The organism is Enterococcus hirae ATCC 9790 (assembly GCF_000271405.2).
GTDB lineage: Bacteria > Bacillota > Bacilli > Lactobacillales > Enterococcaceae > Enterococcus_B > Enterococcus_B hirae.
Window position 1 is genome coordinate 514839 of the sequence record NC_018081.1, and the last position, 19144, is coordinate 533982.

Consider the following 19144-nt stretch of genomic DNA (forward strand, 5'->3'; position numbering starts at 1 on the left):
ATAAATGTTTAATTTATTGCTTGAACCTCTAAAAAAAACTAAAAATCAACAGGAAGTCCACCTCATCTTCCTTCTTTTGTGATACACTTACGCTGAAAAGAAAACAAGCGAAAATACATAAGGTATCACTACCGCTCACTCATTAGTAATTTAGAAATTTCTGCTTTCTTCTATTTAAAAATATAAAAATATTATTCGATATATTTTCATAGCTATCATTGATGCATTTCCTAGATTAATGCACGCTTGTGAAATATTTATTTAATTTAACTAATGTAGTTTATGGTTCAAAAATGATGAGGAAACGAGTAAGTGAGCTATACACCGTTCACTTACTTTTGCTGGGGTGTTTATCTATTTTAAAGAGGTGGAAAAATGAAAGAATTAAGATATCGTAGTGTTTTTGACATTATTGGTCCAGTCATGATCGGTCCAAGCAGCTCTCACACTGCTGGAGCTGCTCGAATCGGCAAAATCGTCCGTAGTATTTTTGGGGAACAACCAGATTCTGTGGATATCTATCTTTATGAATCATTTGCAAAAACCTATCGGGGACACGGAACAGACATCGCCTTAGTTGGTGGTTTGTTAGGCATGGAACCAGATGATGAGCGTCTGGCAGATTCACTGCAGTTAGCTTATGAAGCAGGAATGGAAGTTCTCTTTGTGCCTAAGGGTGAAAAAGCAGAGCATCCTAACTCCGTTAAACTATTGTTGAAAAAAGGAAAACGGAAACTTTCAGTCACTGGTATCTCGATTGGTGGCGGAAATATCCAAATCTCGGAATTAAACGGCTTCAAAATCTCATTAAGCATGGGAACACCGACCTTTATCATCGTTCATCAAGATGTACCTGGGATGATTGCTAAAGTAACGAATATCCTTTCAGAAACAAATACAAATATCGGTACAATGACTGTTACACGAGAATCAAAGGGTGAAAATGCCATTATGATTATCGAAGTAGATGATCCACAAGTAGATGACACTATAAGTAAACTAACGCAATTACCGAAGATCGACAGCGTTAATTATTTTGATTAAAGGAGGAAGAAAGATGTTTTTCTCTATTGAAGAGTTAGTTCGCCAAGCAGAAAATTATCCTAGTGTCGCAGAATTAATGATTGCTGTTGAAATGGATATGAGTGGTCGTCCACGAGAACAAATCATTGCAATCATGGAAAAAAACCTCAGTGTCATGGAACAATCCATCGCTGAAGGAAACGAAGGTGTAACGTCTGTGACTGGAATCACTGGCGGCGATGCCCAAAAACTAGCTCGTTACTTAAAAGAAGCCGACTTTTTAAGTGGTGAAACCATTTTGTCAGCAGTCCGCAACGCTATCGCTGTCAACGAAGTAAATGCAAAAATGGGGTTGATTTGTGCCACCCCTACAGCAGGAAGCGCTGGTGTTGTACCTGGTGTCCTCATGGCTGTCCGTGACCGATTGTCTTTGACCCACGAACAACAGATTGAGTTTCTTTTTACCGCTGGTGCCTTTGGATTAGTCATTGCCAATAACGCCTCCATCAGTGGTGCAGAAGGCGGATGCCAGGCAGAAGTTGGTTCAGCAAGTGCAATGGCCGCTGCCGCCCTTGTCTGTGCAAAAAATGGTACGCCCCATCAAGCCGCCCAAGCTATCGCAATTACGCTGAAAAACATGATGGGTCTGATTTGTGATCCTGTCGCAGGCCTCGTTGAAGTCCCTTGTGTTAAAAGAAACGCCCTTGGCTCTTCTCAGGCGTTCATTTCGGCAGATATGGCATTAGCAGGAATCGAAAGTGTCATCCCACCAGATGAAGTTGTCGCAGCGATGTATCAAGTAGGTCGTCAGATGCCAGCCATCTTTAAAGAAACGGCTGAAGGTGGCTTGGCGGTTACACCAACAGCAAAGCGTTTGACTGAAGATATATTGAATCGATAACCATTACTTGGGTTTATGATCCTTTACTCCCCATGAATACAACTATATTTTAGAGGTTGAGACAAAAGTGTTTATTCGCTTTTAGAGATATGTAGAAGAGACTGAGACAATTTTTGTCCCAGTCTCTATTTTCATCTTAGCTGCACCTTTACGTCGTATCTCACACTGATTGATGCTCTGAATCGTTCATCTTCGATTTTCGTCCTTCTTTTTCTTAATCTCTTCTCAGAATGAAACACTTTTTAATGCCCTCTACTTCATGTTCCAAAGAAACTGGCGCGTGAGGGCATCAACTTCTTTATTCTCATGAAGCATACTATGCGTTACGTTCTCCCCTGTGATCACTTTTTCTTCCACTTGATTTCCATGTTGCTTCAATAACGCATACACTGCTAAAGCGCTGCTTAATGGCACCGTCCCATCACTTAAATCCGTCTCACTCACTTGTCCTGCAATCAGCAGGATTTGTGTAGTGGTTGGCACATTGCCAATAAGTCGTTGGTAGTCTTGATAACGACTAGAAGCTATCGCTGGACCATTAGCTAATTCATCGCTGATACTTTGCCCATTATTTTCTTCAAAGTCATTGAATGGTGCGGCAATTGCCACGAATTTATCCACTTTAGGCAACGTTTGATCTTGTCCATAAGTAGCTAAATACCGAAGACCACTGACGCCCCCCATCGAATGTCCTACCAGATTCACTTGATTGATTCCATACGTCTGTTGCAAATAACTTAAGCAGTCTTTGATCCATTCTGTTTGGTTCCATTCATTATTTTTATTATCTACAAATAGAACTTGGATCATTGGATTATCTGCTTCTTTTGAAAGTTCTCCTTCTGCCTGTACATTGCCATTGACATCAACCGTCAATGTTAATTCTTTTTTCCCACTCTCTGATGATTCCAGGCGCTGGATCATTCCTTTGAATGAATTAACTGTCCCACTATATCCATGGAAAAACAAAGTAGGGGTAGTCGATTGCGTTTCCTTTTCTTTCGTTGCTTGCGTTGTTTCAACTGTCTTAGCAGCTTCAGACGACTGACTTGTTTCTTTTGTCTGACAGCCACTTATAAAAAGAACACTGATCATCAATAAAAAGCCGACGATTCCAGACTTTCTCCAATTTTTCATTGTTTCTCCTTTCTAATTTGATCGATCCTCTGACTAGCATTCTCAATTTTCCACTGACAAATCGGCTCAAATTCCCAACCTATATTAGTGGTTATTCGTGAACGACTTGAAAAAATAAACCGAAATATTGCAAAAATAGGTTAAACAATTTTTGCAAATCTCGGTTTCAATCTTTTAGTCGTGATGCTATCTGATTGTCGCATGGATTTCTATTTAAAAATCCATCCTCAGATAGTTGAATACTTAGTCGATTTTATCTACTTGTTCAAAATCAAGTTCAGTACTTGTTTCACGACCAAACATATCAATATTAACTTTTAGTTTTTCTTTTTCTTCATCTACTTCAGTTACTTGACCTTCTAAGCCTGCAAAAGCACCTTCGATGATCTTGATTACTTCGCCAACTTCGATCTCTAGATCTGTTTGACGAAGACTCATACCGATTGAACGTAAGATGTGACTTACTTCTTCTGGCAATAATGGAGCTGGCTTACTACCTGCACCATGTGACCCTACAAATCCTGTTACACCAGGTGTATTACGTACAACATACCAAGAAGCATCTGTCATAATCATTTCTACTAAGACATAACCAGGAAATGTTTTATGAACGATTTCTTTTTCTTTTCCGTTTTTTACTTCTTTCTCAGTTTCTTCAGGAACAACTACACGAAAAATAAAGTCAGCCATTTTCATACTTTGCGCACGTGATTCGATATTTGCTTTTACTTTGTTTTCATAACCAGAGTATGTATGTAGTACATACCAATTTTTTTCAAAAGATTCCATTAAAGGCTCCTCATTTCGTTGTAAAATAAAAAAACCCCAGTTTCCCGAAGTTTTTCTTCACGTTGATTATAGCACGATATCCTTGCTTTTACTAGCGACTTATTTTAGTAAGTAAGCAAATAAGCTTTGGATCGCTGTGTCCATTACGAAAAACATCACACCAAAGATAATTGATGTTTCAATGACAACTAGTGTGTCTTTGCGTAATTGTTTGCCACTAGGCCAAGTCACTTGTTTCATTTCATCTTTTACACTTTTAATGAATTTCATTGCGGGCCCTCCTGTCCTCTATTTTGTTTCTTTATGTAATGTGTATTGATTACAATATTTACAAAATTTATTGATTTCCAAACGTTCGCCACTTTTTCCTTCACTAACCGATTTGGTATAGTTTCTAGAACCACAAACGGAACAAGCTAATGCTGCTTTCTTCTTTGCCATCCGCTCCTACCTCCTCACTGAAAATCAAAATTATACTCATTTACAGTATCATGGAAAAGATTTTCTGTCAATTCGAGATTGAATAACCTATTGTTTTATAATTAATTATGATATGATTAATTTGAAATTAAGTAAAAATGAGATACATGGAGGTAACTTTATGCTACTAAAAACACTCGTATATAAGAAAAAAGATTTAACAACTGTCACAGAAACTAGTACCTTGGAAGAAGCCTTAGCGATTCTAGAATCCTCTGGTTATCGTTGTGTGCCAATTTTAGATGCTTCAGGAAATATTTTCCGTGGAAATATTTACAAAATGCACATTTATCGTCACAAAGCGAATGGTGGAGATATGACTTTACCCGTCACCCACCTCTTGAAAAATGCAACAAAATTCATTTATTTAGATACTTCATTCTTTAAAATATTTTTTACGATCAAAGAGTTGCCTTATATTGCTGTTCTTGACAATGACAATCATTTCTACGGTATTTTGACCCACAGTACATTGCTAAACATGCTTTCACAATCTTGGAGCGTAGAACAAGGCAGCTATGTTTTAACGATTGCTTCTACTGGAAAACAAGGAGATTTAGCTACGATCGCTAAAATCATCGCAAAACATAGTAGTATCGCAAGTTGCATCACTTTAGATATTGAAAAAGAAGAATACATCCGTCGTACACTGATCACGTTACCTGCACATACAGATCAAAAAGTTTGCGACACGATCGTGAACCATCTTGAAAAGAAAAATTACAAAGTGATCGAAATCGAAAATTTACAAAACCCTGAATAAATGTGTAAAGGATCAGTCAACTTTACGACTTTACGATAGAAAAAAACATACTAAGATTAGCGGATAGAATCAATAACGGTTGGTTCAATCCGCTAATTTTTCAGAAATAAAAACAGTAGCTAAAGATGAATTTCTTTTAACTACTGTTATCCCTTTTTATAAATATATTTTAACTGATTAACAGGTTTTCCTATATCTACCTATTGATCGCTATACTCTTTTTTCAAAGTCTAGGGAACGATCCAAGTAATACATCAATGGTGCAGAAATAGCCATAATGATGAACTCACTCAAAGCTAGCGTACCGTAAGTTGTCCAAAATGCTTGTCCACCAGTTGGTACCAACATGTACGCAATCAATCCCATACTAATTGTAAAGAAAAGCGTATTTAATGCTAATCTTATTTTGACATTCTTTACTTTATTTTGTAGCAAAGCAGTCAACCCCAATGAAATCAAGGTTTGTCCCCCACCATAGACCACATCTAATATACCAAAACCAAAAAATGCGTTATAGACAATGACGCCACCTAACACGCCCCAAAGTAATTTCCGGTTGAAGACTACTAAGTGATTCAAGCTTTCAGAAATACGAAATTGAATAGGTCCAGAAGAGACTGGTGCCACTAAAATCGTAAGTGCCAAATACAAAGCCATAATGATTCCATTTACTACAACGACCATCAATCGTTGGCGTTCCATCGTTTTTTGCATAAAATATTCCTCATTTCTCCTAGTTTTTTTAATGCGGGATGGTTGATGAACCGCAGCTGTCATAAGCAAGGATTCATTATAGCAGATATCCCCGCGATTTGAAACTGCTCCTACAAAAAACGTTCTCTAAATATAAGTCTTTTGCTTCCATGCTATTTATTCAAATCAGGGTGAACTTTACCTCTTATTTATGCACGGTGCTTTTTCAAAATTCCTCTTCTCTGCTATAATAGCCAAGGATAAAAAATAATGTTTGTTTTCTTAGTTTCGCTAAGACACAAACCATGTAAAATTAACGATAGAAGTTTCAGTTGCTTGTTCACTAAATGACTAAGCAAAAAATAGTTTGATCATTTTTTCTATTTTAATGAATGAGTGGAATGAGTGAGATTTACTCATCTTCTGAATCAGATGCAGGAGGTAAAAATGAATTTCCATTATTACTTATTGATCAATCCAGCTGCTGGAAGTGGTGCTGGTAAAAAAGTAGCAGAAAAAATGATTCCGCTATTTGCCGAAAAAAAGCTTCACTATTCGATCCAATACAGTGAGTATCCAGGGCATGATGCTAAAATTGCCGAAGAGTTAGCGAAAGAAACATTAGTTGAATGGACAGACGAACCACAAGAAAGCGAGTCTGAATTTCCCCTACTCGTGATCATCGGTGGTGATGGTACACTGCATCAAGTGTTAAATACCTTTTATCAACTAGATGTGGCATTTCCAGTAGCCTATATTCCCGCAGGCTCTGGCAATGATTTCGCTCGAGGGATTGGGTTACCTAGAAATGCCGAGAAAGCATTAGAAAATATCCTAAAGACGAACAAACCTCAAGAAATCAACCTCTTAACTTACGAGGAAAAAGTGAGTGACAAACAAGGTGTAGTAGTAAACAATTTTGGTATTGGCTTAGATGCGACAATCGTTCATGCTACAAACCACTCTACTTCAAAAACAAAATTAAATAAATATAATTTAGGTTCTTTTGCTTACCTATTTTCTATCCTACGTGTCTTTTTTTGGCAAAAAGGGTTTCCAATCTTAGTGGACATTGGCGGAAAACAAATCAGTTTTGACAAAGCCTTTTTATGTACTGCAACGAACCATCCTTATTTTGGCGGCGGTGTAGCGATTGCGCCGACAGCAGAAATTGCCAAACCAACGATCGATCTAGTTGTTGTTGAACGAGTGAATTTATTCAAAATCTTGGGAATCATCTTCTTATTACTACAGAAAAAGCAAATGAAATCAAAAAATTTCCATCATTTTACTACTAGCAGATTGCGCATACTATCAACTGTTCCTCAGTATGGTCAAGAAGATGGTGAAGATAGCCAAAAACAACCTTTTGATTTGCAATTAGCTACCAAAAAGCAACTGTTTTGGTGTAACGTGTCACATTGATTTTGCCTATTTTATATACATTTTCTTCCATGGGGAAGATAACCCCATAAAAAGAGCTGTAGATATTAAAAAGACCGCAAAAGTCAGACTTGTTGGGCTAACTTTTGCGGTCTTTATCTATCTCTTGGCTCTTAAAAAATAAGTAACATTCTCATTAGGAGCGATTCAAGTGAGCCTGAGCCAAAACTTGCCTCAGGCTCTTCTGCCTATCTCTAAAAACGGATAAACGGTGTTCAAACATCAGCTCCTTGAAATAAGCCTGAATTTTTCAAAACATGAGAAGCTGTTTCAAAAAATTCTTTCTTATTGTCATCAGAGCTACCCGATGTTTTCACGACCTCTTGCTAAACGGCGTTCAAGAAGCAACTCCTCAACAATAAGCGATGATTTTCTAAAATATGAGGAGCTATTTAAAAAAATCCTCTCTTATTCGGAGCTAAACGCTTCTTTCACAGCCTCTTGCTCCATCCCAATCATTGGATCAATCCACTGTTTTTCAATCGCTTCGGTTGTTAAAATATATGTTTTTGGCAGTTGCTCTGTTGGTGCTTCTTCCATCACTTTTGATTCGACAGCCGTTTCGGTTGTGTCTTGTTCTACTGATAAAGTAAAGAGATCATCGCCAACATTTCCCTCCGTTGAATCTACGACATTTTCTTGAGTGGCTTGTTGACTTGTCTCTGTTTTTACGGAATGAGCAGTTTCTCCCGCCTTGGTATAATTTCCTTCTTCAAAAGGATCATTACCTACAAGGGAATCTTCATAAGCGACAAGCTTCGTCCGTGTAACAAGACTCATACTGTCATTTTCTTCGATCCGCTTCTTCAATGTCGTCATTCGACTAGCCGATTCATTCGCAACGCAGGTAACGTAAGCTTGTTCTTCCCCTAGTAGAATCAATAGTTCTTTACTTCTTGTGACAGCCGTGTAGAGAAGATTCCGTTGCAACATCCGTTGGTACTGATGAACCATCGGTAAAATGACCATCTTAAATTCGCTTCCTTGAGATTTATGGATCGAACAACAATAAGAAAGGGTGATTTTATTCCATTCATTGCGTTTGTAAGTCACTTCATTCGCATCAAATTGAATCACTAATTCATCCACTTTATCTTCTGAATCTTTCGCTAACACGATCCCCGTGATCTCACCCATATCACCATTAAACACATTGAGTTCAGGTGTGTTCACTAATTGTAATACTTTATCACCGATTCGATAAACAGTCTCATTCCAGTGGACTTCTTTCCGCCCTGCACCTCCAGGGTTAAAAATCGACTGCATCATTTTGTTTAACGCATCGATTCCAGCTGGACCACGGTACATTGGCGCCAAGACTTGGATATCTTGTGCAGTGAAGCCTTTATTTTTGGCTTTTTCAACAATCTTTGCGATTAAAGGTTCGATACTGTAGGCATCGCTTCGAAAGAAAGAACGATCTTTTTGATTTTGCAAAAAATCACTTGGTAAATGACCTTCTTTGATTTCATGAGCAAGGGGGATAATACTTGATCCGTCTCCCTGCCGATAAATTTGATTCAATTCCACTTTCGGGATTTGGTCAATTCCTAATAAATCATGCAAGACTTGTCCCGGTCCGACAGATGGTAATTGATCTTTATCTCCTACTAAAATCACTTGCATGTTGGTAGGGATGGCTTTAAATAGCGTATTAGCTAGCCATGTATCGACCATCGACATTTCATCGATGATCAACAACCCACCTTCTAATTCTTTCGTACTTACTGAAGGAGATTTTTCTCGACCATTCAAACCTAGTAGTCGATGGATCGTACTGGCAGGTAATCCTGTCGTCTCGTTCATCCGTTTGGCTGCTCGACCAGTTGGTGCAGCCAGTAGAATCGGAAAAATTTCTTGGGTATATTTGTTTGGATCTAATTCTAAGCCATTTAATTCTGCAAACAAGTTGACGATCCCATTGATAACTGTTGTTTTCCCTGTGCCGGGACCCCCAGTTAAAATAAATAAAGGTGACCGGATTGCTTCCGAAATTGCTTTTTCTTGCGATTCTCCATATTGGATACCAAATATTTTTTCAATTCGCCGAATGTTTTTCTGCACTTCTTTTTCGTCATAGTTGATTTCTTTTTTCCGACTAAGTAACCGTTGGATCGAGTTACCGATCCCCCATTCTGAGAAATACAGACTATTTTCATAGAGATTGGTTTCTTCTTGTTGGATCTTACCTTCTTCCACAAGTTGAATAATGACCGTCGCCACTTGATCAGGTTGGATCTCGATTGGTCGACTGGTTTCCAAAATTTTGATTGTTTGATGAAGAAGCGTTTCAGCTGGTACATATGTATCGCCAGTTTGAACAGCATGTTGAAAAATCTGATGTAAAACTGCAGCTCGAATCCGTCTTGGTGAATCAGCCGCGATCCCTAATTGTTCTGCAAGATTATCTGCTCTTTTAAAGCCGATCCCTTCCACATCTTCGACTAACTGATAGGGATTTTCCTGGATGATATCTAAAGCTTCATTTTTATATGTTTGATAGATACTAAAAGCTAACTGACTACCAAAGCCATAACGATTCAAGCCCATGATCACTTGATCCATCCCATGGTTCAAACGAATCGTCTCAACGATCATATCTCTTTTGGCCTGATTCAAGCCTGCGATTTGTTCTAATACGGACGGCTCTTCGATGATTTTTTCAATCGCTTCTTCACCTAGTTGCTCCACGATCTTCTCAGCTGTTTTCTTGCCAATCCCAGGAAATTTTTCACTGGATAGATAACCCACGATCCCGTTGACTGTTGTTGGTTTCTCCTGCTCATAGCGTTCAACCTTTAACTGTCGCCCATATTTAGGATGATCGACTAATTCGCCGTAAAAACGATAAAGCTCATTTTCTTGGATCTCACCAAAGCTTCCAGTGACCACAATTTCTTTTTCACGATAGTCAGCTGTTGTTTCAGTGAGCCGAACCAACAGTACTTTATAAAAATTACTTGGATTTTGAAAAAAGATTGCGGCAACTGTACCAACAAAATAAGGCATTTCTTCTGGCTGCATCTTGCCGCCTCCTTTCCAATTAGAGTAATGGTTCTGGTTTTGTCTCTTTTCCTAAAAAGTCAATTTCGTTCCAAACTTTTAATTCATAAGGCAACAAATTGTTGGGTTCTCCTGTTTCTAAAATCGTCAAACTACTATTATATAAGCCACCCATTTCTCTTAGTTGACTCAGTTTTTTTCCTGTCAACCATTGGATCGCCGCAGTTAATGATGCCCCATGCCCAACAAACAAGATCGGTCCATCATGTAAAGCAACGGCATCAGCCACAACTGTTTCAATACGAGTAATGGCACATTCGATCGCTTCTCCTTTAAAAGGTGTCGGATCATAACGATCTAAGTGGTTACGTAGATTGGGAAGGTTTTCCGGATATCGTTCGTACATTTCATCAATTGATTGACCTTCTAATTCTCCTAAACCCAATTCTCTTAATTTATCAGTATAAATAATTTCGACTGGATGCGCTAATTCCTGATTGATCCCTTCGGCTGTGTCACGGGCACGCTTAGCGGTACTTGAATAGATTGCTTTAAATGGTACATACTTCACTTTTTTACCAAATGCTTTGATTTCCTCATAGCTTTCAGGTAAAAGTGGTGAGTCGCCTTGGCTTCCTTGAAAACGGCGTTCGAGATTCCATTGTGTTTTTCCATGTCGGGTAAAATATAATTCCATTTATATCGGACTCCTTATAGGCTCATTTAGACAAAGATGATGCTACTATTTTATAAAATTTGTTCCTTAAAAACAAAGAACTCCTTCAATAAAAAGTCCTTGTGATTATTCGTATTGAATCAGAGCACTTGGAAAATGACCTCTTGATAAACGGTATTTTCCAAGTTGATTCTGTGCATTAAGTCTAAACCAAGTAAAACATGAAAAGCTGTTTTTCTTTGTTTCTCCTTAATGCTTGAATCAGAGCACTTGAAAAATGACCTCTAGTCTAGTTTATCATTTTCATAATGGTGCGTTAACTCTAAATTAGGAAATCCTTGTTGGCGCAATGCTTCATAGACGATCATTGCAGCCGTATTTGAGAGATTCAATGAACGGACATGTTCGTCATTCATTGGGATTCTTAAACATTTTTCTTCATTTTCACGCATAAATTCTTCAGGTAATCCTGTTGTTTCCTTGCCGAATAAAAAGAAATGGTCTTCTCCATCAGCAAAATTTTCGTCACTATATACTTTATGGGCAAACTTCGATACCAAATGAAGTTTACGTTCCCCTAAATAAGCCATAAAAGCATCTAAATTTTGATGATAGGTAATATTGACATCGTTCCAATAATCCAATCCTGCACGTTTTAGATGTTTATCATCTGTTGAAAATCCTAACGGTTCAATCAAGTGCAAGGGCGTGTTGGTTGCTGCACAAGTTCGGGCAATGTTTCCAGTATTTGCTGGAATCAATGGTTCAAATAAAACGATATGGTTCATTAAGATCCATCCTCTCATCTATATGTTAACTAACTAGTAGTGATTTTGGCATAAAAAAAACGTATCAACTCGGTGTCAGTCACTGCGAGTCGTTACGTTAGTGAAGCTCTTCTCACTAACTTTTATCAGAACAGGAACCTGATAAAAACCAATGAAAAAACAACTTGTCGTTACTATATCATCAACAAACTCTTTTTGCAACCTTTAGAAATGAATAATTTCATTGCAATCGTTTTCTCTTATTTCCTTTTAATAATTCTACGTCAATTGTAATCTTTTTCAAAGGATTCTGGTACACACGCTCTTTGACGTCTTGACTGACTTGCCATTCGAGCGGAGACATCGCTAACAAATCTTGCCGATTTTTTTCTGGGATATCAAATTCGTAAGTAACACGCCGACGTTCAGTCAATTCTAGGGACTCCGCAAACTTAGCCACCACTCGTTCATTTGAATACTGTTGTTTCTCAGGCTGGTCTGGATAAAACGCTTGGCGTAATTCTTTTAAATAATCTTGTTGCGGAACGATTTTCAAGACTTCCCCATCATCGGTTAGCACACGTTGAAATTCTTTATAGTGAGAAGGCGAAAAAATATTTAGAATCGTAGTAAATGTTTGGTCTTCAAAAGGAAGATTGGTTAAATCTGCTACACACCAAAACGCCTCGACCGGCTGAGCAGTAGCCGCATAAACACCTTCTTTAGAAAGATCAAAACCTACGGCCTTTTTCAACGGTTGCAGTCGTGCTAATTCATTTAAAAAGCTTCCTTCGCCACAGCCAACATCTAAGACCTCTGATCCCTGCGATACTTGTTGTGCTAACAAGTCGATCACAGGCTGATACATCCCTGCTTGGATCATTCTACGTCTGGGATCAAACATACTCTGATCATATTCCGTTTTTACCCCATGAGATAAAAAGTAAAGCGTGCCTTTTTTGGATAAGTCGAAGCGATGGTTCTGATGACAAACCAAACCGTTCTCAGTGACTGCTACTCCAGCATGGCAAAGTGGGCATCGGAACAACTGTTGATTTCCCTTTAAAAATTGGCGACCTTGATCAATTTTTTTTAACATTTTTTTTGCTCATTTCTTGTTTTAATCGTTGAATATTGCTTTATTCCCTTTTCATCTTACCGTTAGAAGAAAACTTTAGCAACTACAAAAAATATGGTACAATTTTAGAAGAAGAAGGCGAATGATAAAGGAGCAGGCAAATGATCAAAGAATTTTGTGCAGAAAATTATACTTCCATTCCTCTAGCAATTGCTAAGGGAGCGAACCGGATCGAATTATGCGATAACTTAGCTGCTGGCGGAACCACACCTAGCACCGGAGTGATCGAAGAAGTTTTAAGCTATGCCAATGAAAAAGAAGTACCTGTAATGACAATTATCCGACCACGAGGTGGCGATTTTGTCTACAATGATATTGAATTAAAGATCATGCATACTGATTTAATCGAAGCAAAGAAATTAGGTACAGATGGCGTAGTTATAGGCTGTTTGACTCCTTCAAATTGGATTGATGAAGAGGCAATGGAATTATTGATCGAAACCTCAGAAGGTCTACAAATCACGTTCCACATGGCTTTTGATTGTATCCCGCAAGAACGGCAATTTGAAGCAATTGATTGGCTGGTTGAACACGGTGTAGACCGTATTTTAACTCATGGTGGAGATGCGAACGCACCAATTGAAGCCAATTTTGACCATTTAAAAAAATTGATTGCTTATGCTGACGGACGTCTGATCATCTTACCTGGTGGCAAGATCGATTACAAAAATGCAGAACATGTTGCCAAAGAACTAGGCGTGAATGAAGTTCATGGAACAAAGATCGTTTCATTCGACTAAATTTTTTCTAGTAATAATAAAAACGTAAGAAGCAAGTTGATTACTTTGCTCCTTACGTTTTTTATTTTTATCACAGACTTGTTGCACCATCTCAAAAGGAATGGCTACATAAAATACCCCATAAACAATGAAGCGATGTTGAAATAGATCAAGACACTAGTCAAATCACTCAAGGTGGTAATAAAAGGACCACTAGCCACGGCAGGATCAAACCCTAAGCGATCCATCAACATCGGAATCAAGCTTCCTGCCAAGTTGGCTACAGTAATCGCAAATAACATGGCAATCCCAATTACAAAGCCTAAAATAAAGTTATGCTTCCAAATTCCTACAATCAAAAAGATCGTCAAGCCAGTGATTGCCCCTGTCACAAGTCCTGTGAGTACTTCAGCTAGAATCAAACGGACAAAACCAGCATCTTTGTCGTCAGAAACAGCCAAACGGCGAACTGCAACCGCCAATGATTGGGTGCCAGCATTCCCCGCAGTTCCGGTGATCAACGAAATGAAGACGGCTAAAATACTTGCTTCACTCACCAGTTCTTCGTAATGGCTGATCAACGAAGCCGTAGACATCCCTAAAAATAATAAGGTGATCAACCAAGGAAGACGTCTAGCAGCTGACTTCACGGGATTTTCATTGATTTCCTCAACATTGACCCCTGCCAAACCAGAGTAATCACTTGCAGCCTCATCATCAATAACATCAATAATATCATCAACTGTTACGATCCCCAGTAGATGGTCATCGTAATCTGTTACGGGTAATGCTAGAAAGTCATAATCACGAAAGGTTTGCGCGACATCTTCTTGGTCATCCCCCACATGGACGGATAACACACGTTCGCTCATCAAGTCAGAGATCATTGCATCATCATCATTAACGATCAAATCCCGCAATGAAATAACTCCAACCAATTGTTCTTCTTGATTGACGACATAGATATAGTAAATGGTTTCAGCTACATCTGCTTCGTTTTTTAAGACATACATCGCAGAACGAACCGTTTGATTCGCCACGATCGAAACAAATTCTGTCGTCATGATCGCGCCAGCTGTTTCATCTTCATAGTGTAACAACTCTTTGATTTCACTAGCATCGTCAGTAGTCATTAAACTTAAATATTTAGCGACTTGTTTTTTATCTAAGGTATTTAGCAAATCTACCGCATTATCGGTATACATCTCTGAAAGCATTTCTGCAGCATAACTCGGACGCATCTCAGCTAAATACTCTTTCATATATTCATTGTCTTCTTCAATCACATCAAACATATCTGCCAATTCTTTAGGAGATAAGTAGGAATAGATCAGTTGACGATCCTCTTCGTTCAGAGATTGATAGAATTGCCCCTGCTCGTAAATATGCATTTCCAGGAAACTATTTCTAAATTCCTGTAGGTTATTTTCTCTTAAATCCTGTAGTAACTGGGCAAATCGTTCCTCTAGTTCTTGATTTTCATCCAACTCTATCTCACCTCACCCTAACTTTCAAAATGCTGGAGAACAGTCGCCATATCTTTAGCCAAAGGCTGTTTAAATTCCAATCGTTCCTGTGTAAAAGGATGATCAAAACGCAGGTCGTAACAATGTAAAGCTTGTCTTGCTATTCCAAGATCCATACGCCCACCATACATTTCATCTCCTAATAGCGCACAGCCAATTTCTGAAAAATGAACTCTGATTTGATGGGTTCTCCCCGTATGCAGTTGGATATCTACCAAAGCAACCTCTGCGGTGTTTTTCGTTAACCAATATTCGGTTTGTGCGCTTCGCCCAGCTGTCGAAACCATCCGTTTCAGTAAAGAAGATTGGTCTCTCGCAATTGGAAGGTCAATCCAGCCGTGGGGTGCCAATTTAGTTATTTCGCCACTCACAAGTGCTTGGTATTTCTTCACAAATCGTTTTTCTCGAAGCTGTACATCTAACTTTGCATGAGCAAAGCCATGTTTGGCAAACAACATCAACCCAGAAGTATCCCGATCTAGTCTTGTCACCACATGAATGACTTGATTTTCGTAACCTTGTCGTTTGTAATAAGCTTTTACTCGATTAGCCATCGTATAGTTTGGATGATATTGTGCTGGAATCGAAGAGACGCCAGCTGGTTTATTCACAACTAAAAGATGTTCATCTTCGTAAACGATCTCGATCGGTGTTTCATCTAAAAGCACCGTTTCATGTTCGCCTTCTGCTGGAATGACAATCGTTACCTTATCATTGTACGATAGAGAAAACAAGACATTTTCAGTTTGACCATTTACTTTGATCTCGCCACCTTGAAATTTGATTTTCGCTAACAAACCTTTAGAAATTCCTTTTTCTTTTAAAAAATATTTTATCTGCTGCGGATGATTTTTTTCATACGTCCACACAAATTCCATGTTATCCCTCACCAATAAAGGAATCTTTTACACGATGCCAAAAATGCATATGGCGATAAGAAGCAAAATGAATTCGCTCTTTTGCAATGCGATAATAGATGGAACGAATATTCGATTCCTTAATATCCAATTGGTCGACTGTAACAAGATAATCCTCTGTATTTTCTAATTTGATTTCCAGCCATTCGTCTTGTGCGATGACCATAGGCGAACCGAGTGTACGAAAGACTCGATTATTTAATGAAGCAATTTCAGTTAACTGAAAGGCATTGATACTCGGATGAATAACTGCCCCGCCGATACTTTTATTATAAGCGGTTGAACCTGTTGGCGTAGACACAGCCAATCCGTCCCCTCTGAAACTTTCAAACAATTCATTTTTGATATATACATCGGCAACCATCGTCCGATTTGATCGTTTAATCGTGGATTCATTCAAAGCCAAGAAATGTTTTGCCGGCTTATCATCTAAATAACTGATCTTTATATCGAGCAAAGGATAACTTACACTTTGTTCTTGATTGGTCTGTAAGCTATTGACTAATTCTTCCAATTCATAGTCACGCCAATCCGTATAAAAACCTAAGTGCCCTGTATGGACCCCTAAAAAACGAACTTCATTTAATAGATGGCTATACTTGTGAAAAGCGGACAATAACGTCCCATCACCACCTACGGAAATCACTAAATCGGGGCGTTGTCCGTCGATTTGAATAGCCGATTGTGTCAAAAGAGCTTTCAATCGTTCGGTAACTTCAATTGTTTTCGCTTCTTGGTTATGAACGATCGCTACTTTCATCCGTGGCCTCCTCTTTTTTCTCTCGATTTAATACGGTACGATAGTAAACGTCATCTCGTTTTCCTCTACCATGGGAAAACAGACGTTGAGCTTCTTGGATTTCTTCCCGAATATTGGACATTTCTTCGTCCAATTGATAAGCCGCTTCTGCCGCACGTTGGAGTCTTTCACTCATTTCTTCAGGAAACACGCCTTGATATTTATAGTTCAATGAGTGTTCGATTGTCGCCCAAAAGTTCATAGCTAACGTCCGGATTTGAATTTCAGCTAAAATTTTCTTTTCGCCACTGATCAACTGAACAGGATACTCAATCACTAAATGATACGAACGATACCCACTGGCTTTTTTATTTGTAATATAATCTCTTTCTTGAATCACTTTCATATCTTTTCTTTTACGAATGATATCTACTACTTGGTAGATATCTTCTACAAACTGACACATGATTCGTAATCCAGCAATATCAGACATTTCTTCTTCTAAACGGCTCATCGGAATATGACGCAGCTGTGATTTTGTCACAATGCTATCGACTGGTTTGACTCGTCCAGTAACAAACTCAATCGGAACATGTCGGTTTTGTTCTCTGAATTGCTTACGGATCCCGCGTAACTTTACTTTTAATTCTGATACTGTTTGTTCATACGGTGCTAAAAACTCTTCCCAATCTCGTTCCATCGCTGATCCCTCTACTTCGTTAACATTCTTTTCTATTTTAACATATAAATGAAGTTTTTTTGTACCTCTCGGCTTTTTGTATTGACCAAAAAGGAAAAATTAGGCAGAATGAATGAAAGGGGCGATCATTATGTCTGAAATGTTAGAAATTGAATACAAGTCCATGCTGACGCAACAAGAATATAGTCAATTGATCCAGTATTATCAACTAAAACCAGAAGATTTTACGGTTCAAACGAATATCTATTTTGATACACCAGATGGACAGCTAGCACAAAAAAATTGTGGATTACGCATCCGATTACTTGAAGATCGGGCAGAATATACACTAAAAACACCTGCAAAAGAAGGAAAACTTGAAACCACTGATACTTTAAGCAAAGAGGAAGCACTCTCTTTCATTGAGCAACGTCAATTACCACGTCAGGGTGCTGTTTTTCAAAAATTGTTAGAATTGGCTGTTCCTTCGGATGAATTGGGCAAAATTGGAGACATTACTACCAAACGTGCGGAATTTCACATTGAGGAAGGTCTTTTAGCGATTGATGAAAGTTTTGGAGAACAATTACATGATTTTGAACTGGAGTTAGAAGTATCTGATGCTACTCTTGGTAAATCTGCCTTTTTAGCGTTTTTGGAAAGACATTCTTTCCCTTATCGACCAGCTAAAAATAAAATTCAACGGATGCTAGCAGCGAAAAATTAAAGTTCTATCATTTTCACAAGGCACTTGAGTTCATTTTTTATCATTTTTCTGTTAAGTTATACGTTGTGAATAAAAGAATTCACGAGTTGTATAGAATCTATTTTGGGGGAGATTCATATGATCGAAATCTATTTATTTGTTAATCCTTTGGGGAAACATTGTTTTACACTAGAACAATAGTTATTACAATTTATTGAAGAAGAGTACGGAAAAACATCCAAAGAAAAGATGCAATTTCGTTTTCTGCCTTTAGTTAATTTGCAGACAATTGGGGATGTCATGCAACGTAACGGAATTTCTCAAAACGACCTCGTTACGCGTAACCACTTATTTTCAACTACCTATTCTGCTGCGTTAGACTGTAAAGCGGCACAGTTCCAAGGTAAGAAAAAAGGACGTCAATTTTTGATCAAAATGCAAGAAGCTGTAGGTTGTAATAAAGTACCGTATTCTCCAGAACTTGCTGAATCACTTTTTGCAGAAGTCGGCGGCGATATCGAGATGTTCAAAGAAGATCGTCAATCCGAGTTTGTTAAAGAAGTTTTTTTCTCTGATCAAAAAATTGCTCGAGAAATGGGCATCACCAAACATCCTTCTGCTGTAGTGTATAACTACTCCTGTGAACAAGACTTCGGTGTCTTAATTGAAGGCACAAATACAGTCCGAAAAATAAAAGAACTTTGTAAGACTAAAAATGATTCTTATCAAATTTTTGATGGTGAACATTTACATACAAATGATTCTCGCTTACAACCAGGAAGTAGCCATTTATATTTACTCTCTAACTAATCACGTCAAGAACCATTCGTTTCACTAACTAACCGTTTTTCAAGTACTTAGATCGCTAAGTATTCGAAAAACGGTTATTTGGTGCTTGTAGAAAAACATGGGAATCTTTACCAACATGGACTAATAGCATCGTCTGAGGTTGAGATAAAAGTGTGTAGCATCAAGAAATAAGAAAGAGTTTTTCGAAAAACGACAAAAAGCAATCGCATCCTTCAGAAAATAGCTGATGCCATTT

At 38.3% G+C, this 19144-nt stretch carries 19 protein-coding genes and 1 pseudogene; 7 read left to right on the top strand and 13 right to left on the bottom strand.

The genetic code is table 11. The annotated features are described in order from the left end of the window. Positions 1-375: 375 nt before the first annotated feature. Both sdaAB and sdaAA read left to right on the top strand, forming a co-directional pair. Complete coding sequence (gene sdaAB / locus EHR_RS02580; protein ID WP_010720152.1) at positions 376-1044, top strand: L-serine ammonia-lyase, iron-sulfur-dependent subunit beta; 669 nt, start codon at positions 376-378, stop codon at positions 1042-1044. A 13-nt stretch (positions 1045-1057) separates the two neighbouring features. Next, positions 1058-1924: an L-serine ammonia-lyase, iron-sulfur-dependent, subunit alpha gene (gene sdaAA, locus EHR_RS02585; protein WP_010738508.1), complete on the top strand. Its 867-nt coding sequence runs from the start codon at positions 1058-1060 to the stop codon at positions 1922-1924. Positions 1925-2176: 252 nt separating this feature from the next. Here sdaAA and EHR_RS02590 read toward each other — a convergent pair whose 3' ends face one another. From EHR_RS02590 to rpmG, 4 genes are all read right to left on the bottom strand, one after another. Then, positions 2177-3061 carry an alpha/beta fold hydrolase gene (locus EHR_RS02590; protein WP_010738509.1) on the bottom strand — a complete coding sequence of 295 codons (885 nt, stop codon included), beginning with the start codon at positions 3059-3061 and terminating at the stop codon, positions 2177-2179. A 243-nt stretch (positions 3062-3304) separates the two neighbouring features. Continuing rightward, positions 3305-3850, bottom strand: a complete 546-nt coding sequence (nusG, locus tag EHR_RS02595; protein ID WP_010720157.1) for a transcription termination/antitermination protein NusG — start codon at positions 3848-3850, stop codon at positions 3305-3307. Positions 3851-3949: 99 nt separating this feature from the next. Further along, positions 3950-4120, bottom strand: coding sequence for a preprotein translocase subunit SecE (secE, locus tag EHR_RS02600; protein ID WP_010720158.1), 171 nt, complete (start codon positions 4118-4120; stop codon positions 3950-3952). Positions 4121-4138: 18 nt separating this feature from the next. Next, a complete protein-coding gene (gene rpmG, locus EHR_RS02605; RefSeq protein ID WP_002294578.1) occupies positions 4139-4291 on the bottom strand; it encodes a 50S ribosomal protein L33 in 153 nt (50 codons plus the stop codon). A gap of 160 nt (positions 4292-4451) precedes the next feature. Here rpmG and cbpA point away from each other — a divergent pair, with 160 nt between their 5' ends. After that, a complete protein-coding gene (cbpA, locus tag EHR_RS02610) occupies positions 4452-5093 on the top strand; it encodes a cyclic di-AMP binding protein CbpA (RefSeq protein WP_010738510.1) in 642 nt (213 codons plus the stop codon). 210 nt (positions 5094-5303) lie between these two features. Here the strand turns inward: cbpA and EHR_RS02615 are convergent, their stop codons facing one another. Then, complete coding sequence (locus EHR_RS02615) at positions 5304-5807, bottom strand: QueT transporter family protein (protein ID WP_010738511.1); 504 nt, start codon at positions 5805-5807, stop codon at positions 5304-5306. Positions 5808-6233: 426 nt separating this feature from the next. On the opposite strand from EHR_RS02615, the gene EHR_RS02620 reads away from it, so the two are divergent. Then, the gene (locus EHR_RS02620; RefSeq protein ID WP_010738512.1) at positions 6234-7211 is read left to right on the top strand and encodes a diacylglycerol/lipid kinase family protein; all 978 of its coding nucleotides are present in this window, start codon (positions 6234-6236) and stop codon (positions 7209-7211) included. Between the two features lie 426 nt (positions 7212-7637). On the opposite strand, the gene recD2 is transcribed toward EHR_RS02620, so the two are convergent. The 4 genes from recD2 to EHR_RS02640 all read right to left on the bottom strand — a co-directional run bounded on the left by recD2 (position 7638) and on the right by EHR_RS02640 (position 12774). After that, the gene (recD2, locus tag EHR_RS02625; protein WP_010738513.1) at positions 7638-10253 is read right to left on the bottom strand and encodes an SF1B family DNA helicase RecD2; all 2616 of its coding nucleotides are present in this window, start codon (positions 10251-10253) and stop codon (positions 7638-7640) included. Positions 10254-10272: 19 nt separating this feature from the next. Continuing rightward, positions 10273-10929, bottom strand: a complete 657-nt coding sequence (locus EHR_RS02630; RefSeq protein WP_010738514.1) for a histidine phosphatase family protein — start codon at positions 10927-10929, stop codon at positions 10273-10275. Positions 10930-11192: 263 nt separating this feature from the next. Further along, complete coding sequence (gene trmL / locus EHR_RS02635) at positions 11193-11696, bottom strand: tRNA (uridine(34)/cytosine(34)/5-carboxymethylaminomethyluridine(34)-2'-O)-methyltransferase TrmL (RefSeq protein ID WP_010720164.1); 504 nt, start codon at positions 11694-11696, stop codon at positions 11193-11195. A gap of 220 nt (positions 11697-11916) precedes the next feature. Then, a complete protein-coding gene (locus tag EHR_RS02640; RefSeq protein WP_010720165.1) occupies positions 11917-12774 on the bottom strand; it encodes a methyltransferase domain-containing protein in 858 nt (285 codons plus the stop codon). Positions 12775-12914: 140 nt separating this feature from the next. Here EHR_RS02640 and EHR_RS02645 point away from each other — a divergent pair, with 140 nt between their 5' ends. Next, positions 12915-13553 (top strand): copper homeostasis protein CutC, encoded by a 639-nt coding sequence (locus tag EHR_RS02645; protein WP_010720166.1) that lies wholly within the window; start codon positions 12915-12917, stop codon positions 13551-13553. 104 nt (positions 13554-13657) lie between these two features. On the opposite strand, the gene mgtE is transcribed toward EHR_RS02645, so the two are convergent. The 4 genes from mgtE to yjbM are packed head-to-tail and all read right to left on the bottom strand — an operon-like array spanning position 13658 to position 17414. Beyond that, positions 13658-15019 (bottom strand): magnesium transporter, encoded by a 1362-nt coding sequence (gene mgtE / locus EHR_RS02650; RefSeq protein ID WP_010720167.1) that lies wholly within the window; start codon positions 15017-15019, stop codon positions 13658-13660. 17 nt (positions 15020-15036) lie between these two features. Then, complete coding sequence (locus EHR_RS02655) at positions 15037-15936, bottom strand: RluA family pseudouridine synthase (RefSeq protein ID WP_010720168.1); 900 nt, start codon at positions 15934-15936, stop codon at positions 15037-15039. Between the two features lies 1 nt (position 15937). Then, entirely contained in the window at positions 15938-16735 is a 798-nt protein-coding gene (locus tag EHR_RS02660) for an NAD kinase (RefSeq protein WP_010720169.1), read from the bottom strand. Further along, positions 16713-17414, bottom strand: coding sequence for a GTP diphosphokinase (gene yjbM / locus EHR_RS02665; protein ID WP_010738515.1), 702 nt, complete (start codon positions 17412-17414; stop codon positions 16713-16715). The genes EHR_RS02660 and yjbM overlap by 23 nt, the downstream gene beginning before the upstream one ends. 130 nt (positions 17415-17544) lie before the next feature. Between yjbM and EHR_RS02670 the strand changes: the two genes are divergently transcribed. After that, positions 17545-18120: a CYTH domain-containing protein gene (locus EHR_RS02670; protein WP_025480558.1), complete on the top strand. Its 576-nt coding sequence runs from the start codon at positions 17545-17547 to the stop codon at positions 18118-18120. A gap of 117 nt (positions 18121-18237) precedes the next feature. Next, positions 18238-18909 (top strand): annotated as a pseudogene (locus EHR_RS02675) (ClpXP adapter SpxH family protein). The last annotated feature ends 235 nt before the right edge of the window (positions 18910-19144 follow it).

Excerpts from the sequence above, each read along its gene's own strand:
- secE (WP_010720158.1), bottom strand. The coding sequence starts at position 4,120 with ATGAAATTCATTAAAAGTGTAAAAGATGAAATGAAACAAGTGACTTGG.
- sdaAA (WP_010738508.1), top strand. The coding sequence starts at position 1,058 with ATGTTTTTCTCTATTGAAGAGTTAGTTCGCCAAGCAGAAAATTATCCT.
- EHR_RS02615 (WP_010738511.1), bottom strand. The coding sequence starts at position 5,807 with ATGCAAAAAACGATGGAACGCCAACGATTGATGGTCGTTGTAGTAAAT.
- EHR_RS02620 (WP_010738512.1), top strand. The coding sequence starts at position 6,234 with ATGAATTTCCATTATTACTTATTGATCAATCCAGCTGCTGGAAGTGGT.
- cbpA (WP_010738510.1), top strand. The coding sequence starts at position 4,452 with ATGCTACTAAAAACACTCGTATATAAGAAAAAAGATTTAACAACTGTC.
- yjbM (WP_010738515.1), bottom strand. The coding sequence starts at position 17,414 with ATGGAACGAGATTGGGAAGAGTTTTTAGCACCGTATGAACAAACAGTA.
- EHR_RS02670 (WP_025480558.1), top strand. The coding sequence starts at position 17,545 with ATGTCTGAAATGTTAGAAATTGAATACAAGTCCATGCTGACGCAACAA.
- EHR_RS02640 (WP_010720165.1), bottom strand. The coding sequence starts at position 12,774 with ATGTTAAAAAAAATTGATCAAGGTCGCCAATTTTTAAAGGGAAATCAA.
- EHR_RS02645 (WP_010720166.1), top strand. The coding sequence starts at position 12,915 with ATGATCAAAGAATTTTGTGCAGAAAATTATACTTCCATTCCTCTAGCA.
- nusG (WP_010720157.1), bottom strand. The coding sequence starts at position 3,850 with ATGGAATCTTTTGAAAAAAATTGGTATGTACTACATACATACTCTGGT.
- EHR_RS02590 (WP_010738509.1), bottom strand. The coding sequence starts at position 3,061 with ATGAAAAATTGGAGAAAGTCTGGAATCGTCGGCTTTTTATTGATGATC.
- EHR_RS02630 (WP_010738514.1), bottom strand. The coding sequence starts at position 10,929 with ATGGAATTATATTTTACCCGACATGGAAAAACACAATGGAATCTCGAA.
- EHR_RS02655 (WP_010720168.1), bottom strand. The coding sequence starts at position 15,936 with ATGGAATTTGTGTGGACGTATGAAAAAAATCATCCGCAGCAGATAAAA.
- rpmG (WP_002294578.1), bottom strand. The coding sequence starts at position 4,291 with ATGGCAAAGAAGAAAGCAGCATTAGCTTGTTCCGTTTGTGGTTCTAGA.
- recD2 (WP_010738513.1), bottom strand. The coding sequence starts at position 10,253 with ATGCAGCCAGAAGAAATGCCTTATTTTGTTGGTACAGTTGCCGCAATC.
- EHR_RS02660 (WP_010720169.1), bottom strand. The coding sequence starts at position 16,735 with ATGAAAGTAGCGATCGTTCATAACCAAGAAGCGAAAACAATTGAAGTT.
- sdaAB (WP_010720152.1), top strand. The coding sequence starts at position 376 with ATGAAAGAATTAAGATATCGTAGTGTTTTTGACATTATTGGTCCAGTC.
- trmL (WP_010720164.1), bottom strand. The coding sequence starts at position 11,696 with ATGAACCATATCGTTTTATTTGAACCATTGATTCCAGCAAATACTGGA.